The 6000-nt window shown below is 48.5% G+C and carries 2 protein-coding genes; both read left to right on the top strand.

Going from position 1 to position 6000, the window contains the following annotated elements:
• The first annotated feature begins 1910 nt into the window (after window positions 1-1910).
• Complete coding sequence (locus E0L13_RS07535; RefSeq protein ID WP_168061460.1) at window positions 1911-4436, top strand: autotransporter outer membrane beta-barrel domain-containing protein; 2526 nt, start codon at window positions 1911-1913, stop codon at window positions 4434-4436.
• Between the two features lie 4 nt (window positions 4437-4440).
• The gene (locus E0L13_RS07530) at window positions 4441-4857 is read left to right on the top strand and encodes a hypothetical protein (protein ID WP_168061458.1); all 417 of its coding nucleotides are present in this window, start codon (window positions 4441-4443) and stop codon (window positions 4855-4857) included.
• The last annotated feature ends 1143 nt before the right edge of the window (window positions 4858-6000 follow it).

The following is a 6000-nucleotide window of genomic DNA, read 5'->3' as shown; positions in this document are numbered from 1 at the left end:
TGTACGCAAAAAAATGGCTGAAATACCGCGAAAAATAGGCATTTTTCACTTGACATAGGGGGGGGGGTGGGTATGCGTTATACTGATAAAGAGTATGTGTATACAGCCGATAGGAAACGGCTCGTATGCATATCCCCTTTTAGTCATCATACATCGTACGTATTGAAATATAGCATGGCAGTATAGGTTATTCGTCCGATAAAAAAAACTGGAGCTGGTTGATCGTGAGGGCGAGGCCGTATGGCCATGGGCAAGGAGGAAATCATATGATAGGCAAACGAAACTTAGGAAAAGCCGTCGTGCTGGGCTTACTGTTAAGCACCGGCGTGTACGGCGCGGCATGGGCAGAAGATATTGAAATGGGTGGAAAACTATGGAATGAAGCATGGAATCCCAATTATACTGAGATTGAAGCAGGGGATAATTTAGTTGTAACTACGGGTGGAGTAGGTATAGGACCTAATGGCACGGTAAATGTGATTGACGGCGATTTGACTGTTGAGTCTGGTTCTAATTCCATCCAAAGCGGGTATTCAGAAAATGCAACAGTTCAGATTTTGGCTAATAATGTTACACTCAATTCTGGAGATAATGGTATTCTTACAACAGGAACAACACTCGGTAGTGATAATAAATATCCAAGTACTGTTTTGGTAGGCTCAGAAGACAACGAAGTCCAAAGCTTAACCATTAACGCTGATGGTAATGGCATTGATAATCAAGCCGGCAACATTTATATTTACGGCAGTGATAACAGTGAGATTAATATTTCTACGAATGGTACAAGTTATCAGAGTAAGGATAAAAGAGCAGCTATACACAATGGATATTCAAAAGGAGAAATCATCGTAAATGGCGGTACAATCAACCTTTCTACTACGACAGGTCATGGTATTAGTACTTGGAACGGCACCACTACTTTAAATTCTAATCAAATTGATATAACCACAGTAGGTAAGGATGATAGTAATGGCATTGATGTTATGGGTGGTACAACGACTTTAAACTCGGATACGATTACTATAACAACAGAAGATGGCGATGGCATTAACTCTACTGGTAGTGCCACTACTTCTTTAAATTCCAATAACGTTTCTATAACAGCCGGTGGGAGTTACGGTATTTATAATACGTCTGGGACAGTTTCTTTAAATACTAAGGGAAACAATACTATCAATGTAGACTCCCATGGTGTTTATTCAGCTAGGCAAGATGGACAAATTAATATCATAGCTTCTGAAAATGCGAATCCTGACGGATGGAGTGACAAGAGTACGTTGGGAGAATCAGCGTATCGCAATGACATATTAACCGTTGGCACCGGTATATTTTCTTCCGGTTCAGCTACTATTAATGTGATGGCTGATCATACCAACCGTATTATGGGTAGCTCTAGTGGTATTTATTCTCGTGGTCAAAAGAGTATTATAAACATCAGAGCCGGTCAAGACAACTCTATTGGGAATGCTTATTTTGAAGGAGAGGTATATGACGGCGACATTGGAATTGAGTTATCTAGTAAAGGTAGTGGCAATGTAGTTAATGTTATTTCTGAAAAAGGGCAAACTGATATTTATGGCAAGATTGGTATCAGTAGTACCGGCAGCGGCAATAATGGACAAGTATTTGTAGATGCTGGGACAAATATTAATATAGACAGCAAAGATATTGGCGTTAAGGTTTCCGGTGAGAACAACAGTACGGGTTTAACTGCTGACGGCGTAAATGCTGTAAGTGTAAATGGCGGAACGGGTACAAACAAAGCCGGTCTTTCCAGTTCCAATAAATCTACGATTACGCTTGATGCGCAGGGGAATGCGGTTTCGCTTATTGATAACGGCGCAGGTAATGGTATTGAAAGTACAAAAGAAGGGAATGTATCCTTAAAAGGTGCAGAATATAATACCATTTTGGCAAATTCGACAGAACTTTCAACGCTGGCTGATACAGACGGTTCTGGAGATACATATGGCGATAAGTATGCAATCAACGCCAGTGATGGCGGTACTGTCGATATGAAAGCCGGCTCGTTCAATACTGTGTACGGCGCCGTCTATGCGACGGGCGACGAGAAGAACGGCGTTGGCAGCGTTACGATTGGCAAGCTGGATGCAGAAGGCAGTACCTTTAGCAGGGCTGCTGGCGGCGACGTGGTAAACTATATCGGTTCGGCTGCTGTGATTGATAAGGCCGGCGACTTGGATCAAAGTAAAGATGAAACGATGCGAAACTTGGATGTTGTTTCTGCACTTTACGCGCAGGGCGGGGCAGAGATTCACCTTTCCGGCAACAATACCATCCGTACGTATGCCAATAAAGAGGATGATACTACTGCCGAAAGAAGCATCTGGGCTTACGATAAAGGGAAAATCAATGTAGATGGGTATACGGACATTCGCACCAATCAATATGATAAATCTCCCAACTCTATGGATGTTGCCGTTGCCGCAGGGACAGCAACGAATTTGGACGCAGATGATTTTACAAACTATCCTGTTGATGACGATAGTCTGGCAAAAGTAACTATCAATTATGCCAATGCCAACGGCGTTAAATCCTACATCGAGGGCGATGTGTTAGCGGCGTATGGCGGCGTGGTAACGATTCAGGCTCAAGAAGGGGTAACACGTGCGGTGAATACCTCAGGTATTGATATTCACGGCAATTTGCTTTCCGGTAATAAAGGCGTGTTAAACGTCAGCCTAGGCAACGGCGGCACCTTGACGGGACGCGCCGACGACTATGGCGACGCCGGAACGGTTGCAAACAGCGGTCACGGCACGGCGAATGGAGAGGGAGAGACTTTCTTCAACCCGGCCTTCAGCAGCGAAATCCTTACGGGCGGTGAAGTAAACCTTACCATGGGCGAAGGCTCGAAGTGGACGGTTACGGGCCAGAGCTGGATTACGAAAGTGGATACGGGACATAGCGAACACGTCGAAATCGACCTCAGTGCGACGGATTCGGAATTGAATAAAACGGTACAGGCTTTGACGATCGGCGAAATGAAGGGCAACGCCATGTTTACGATGCAGCTTGACGGGGAACGAAGCGTCAGCGATATGCTGTACATGAAGAAAGCCGAAGGCGAGTATTTCATCAATTTGAAAAACGCCGTGACTGTAGAAGACATGTATCAGGATGGGTTTGACGGCTTGCGCTTTGCGACGGTCGGCAAGGAGTCTCATGCCACGTTCAGCGCCGGCACGTATGGCAACGGCGTGTATAACATCGAATATGAAGTCGGCACGGACAACTATGATGGAAATGAGGAAAACAGCGCGTATAACAGCACGAGCGGTAAGGGAGAGATGGACGAAGCAAAACCGGGGAATGATTTGGTAGATAATCTCTTTAAGGACGAACCGCAGGAAGCCGCCGCGAACGGCATCATGACCTTAGCGGCCGTCGCTTCGCCGGAGTCGACAGATGCGTCTGATACGACGGAAGACATGGGCAAGAATACGGATATGAACGGGAAGGAATTGAACGTTGAGACGAACTTCAAGCTCATCGACGTCAAGTCGACGGAATTATCCAATGCCGGTAAGACCATCATCGACATGTCCAAGGTCAACTACTCCAACGCCATCTACATGGATCGCCTGAACAAGCGCATGGGTGAAGCGCGCTACATCGACGGCGACGAAGGCTTGTGGGTGCGCATCCGCCACGACCGCATCGGTAAGTCCGACGCCTTCCGCAGCAAGAACACCATGATGGAGCTGGGCTATGACAAACGCGTCGACGACCGGGAAGACGGCGAACACCGCCGCGGCTTTGCCATCGACTACATGCGCGGCACGACGGATTACCATAACGTAGCCGGTGACGGCGACGTACGGCGCGGCGGCGTATGGTTCTACGATACGTGGCTGGGCAATAAGGGCCATTATTCCGATTACGTCCTGAAATTCGGCAGATTGTCCAATGATTTCGACATCTACAGCGAATTGGGCGAAAAGATTACCGGCGACTACAGCAACTTCGTCTACTCGGCCAGCGCCGAATACGGCCGCAAGAAGGACATCGGCAAGGATTGGTACTTCGAGCCCCAGGTACAGCTCCAGTACGCCCACGTGACCGACGCCGACTACACGACGAGCCAGGGCACGAGCGTCGAACTGGATGCTATCGACAGCCTCATCGGCCGTGTCGGTTTCCGCCTCGGCAAGGACATGGGCGAAAACAATACCTTCTATGTCAAGGCCGACGTGCTTCATGAATTCCTGGGCGATCAGGATATCAGCGCCTTCGATGCCACGGGCCGCCTCGACACGACCTACGAAAACGAAGGCACCTGGTACGACGTAGGCCTCGGTTTCTCCCACCAGTTCAGCAAGGGAACGTACATGTTCCTCGACGTGGAAAAGACCTTTGGCAACGACAACGAAGACACGTATCAGTTCAACGTCGGCATGAACTGGAAAGTCTAAGGGCATGAACCGACTGGCGAAATGTCCCGTCTGCGGCAAGGAGTTTATGGCGGACCGGTCGACGCAGACCTATTGCAGCGCCGCCTGCCGGCGCTACGCCTATCGCCATCGGGACGAAGCTCCTCCATCTCAGCGAGCCTGCGGGAAGACGGTGCGCTCCTTCCGCTGTCTGCGCTGCGGGACCCTCGTCTTCGTGAGGAACCGCGCCGACAAACGGGTAAAGTTTTGCTCGCCCCGCTGCGAGCGGCTGTACTGGAAGCACTCGGAAACCAAAGCGTGCCAGGCCGTGCCGCGTACCTTTCAGTGTAAGCAGTGCGGCCGGACCGTCGTCGTCGCGGAAGCCAAAGACCGCCGGACGAGCTTCTGCAGCGCCGACTGCCGCATACAATGGTTTTCCGCCCATCGAAAGCGGTCAACATAGGATCGTGTTTATACGAAAAGAGTCAGAACAGGCGAACTGCGTTCTGACTCTTTTTGCATATATATAATAATGTAATATATGGAAGAAGGCGACACCTTGACGAGGCGGCGCAGGTATGCTAAGATAAATGTGAAAAAAGAGATGCTAGCCGACAAACGGTTAGCCCAATACTATGTTGCAAAATTAGCCGCAAACAGATTGGTGCTCTGGAAGGCGGCTATTTTTGCGTGTGCTGCAATACGATGATTAACACAATTAAAAGCAACAACGTTACGTTTACTTGGGCTATATCCATATGCAACACCCCGTTTCTAGGGGCATAATTTAACCGCGCTGCCGTTTGGAATGCATAGCATCTCTTGCCTTTTATGGTACAGGATATAAAGGAGTATTGTCAAGAGAAAATCGTCCGTATGTTCGTTTGGCATACGTCTTGACGGGCTGATGGGGCTATGCTAAGATAGAGATGAAAAACGAGGCGCTGCACCGACAAACGGTTCGCCCCAATAGATTTACGAACAAAAATAGTCGCATCAGATGGGAACTGTGGCGGCTATTTTTGTTTGTTCTGTGTGAGGATGGTCAACACGATAAGGAGTAACAACGTTACGTTTATCTGGTCAAATCCCATACACATCACCCCGATTCCGGGGCCCGATTACCGCCTGCCGTTTGGTATGTACAAAGGCCTCTTGCGTTCTATGGTACAAGATAGGCAGGTATTTTATCAAGAGAAAATCGCCCGTATGTTCGTTTGGCATACGCCTTGACGGGCTGATGGGGCTATGCTAAGATAGAGATGAAAAACGAGGCGCTGCACCGACAAACGGTTCGCCCCAATTATTTTACGAACAAAAATAGTCGCGATCTATGGGGAGATGGAGGCGGCTATTTTTGTTTGTTCTGTGTAAGGATGGTTGGCATATTACCGCGCTGCCGTTTGGCATGTACAAAGGCCTCTTGCGTTCTATGGTACTGGACGAAGGGGCGGTTGTCAAGAAGAAAACGATTGTATGTTCGGTTGGCATGTCGCTTAGGGAAAGACTGTGCTCCGTGAAACTGGGAGAAAACCGGTTCATGGAGCGCAGCTTTTTTTTGCTTTTGCGGCCCTTAGCGCTTCCACCCTGTTGAAAGAATGCCGCG

Source organism: Megasphaera sp. SW808 (assembly GCF_012027795.1).
In the GTDB taxonomy this organism is placed as follows: Bacteria; Bacillota; Negativicutes; order Veillonellales; family Megasphaeraceae; genus Megasphaera; species Megasphaera stantonii.
Note: the sequence above shows the minus strand (reverse complement) of the source record. Positions and strands in the feature narration are given on the sequence as shown.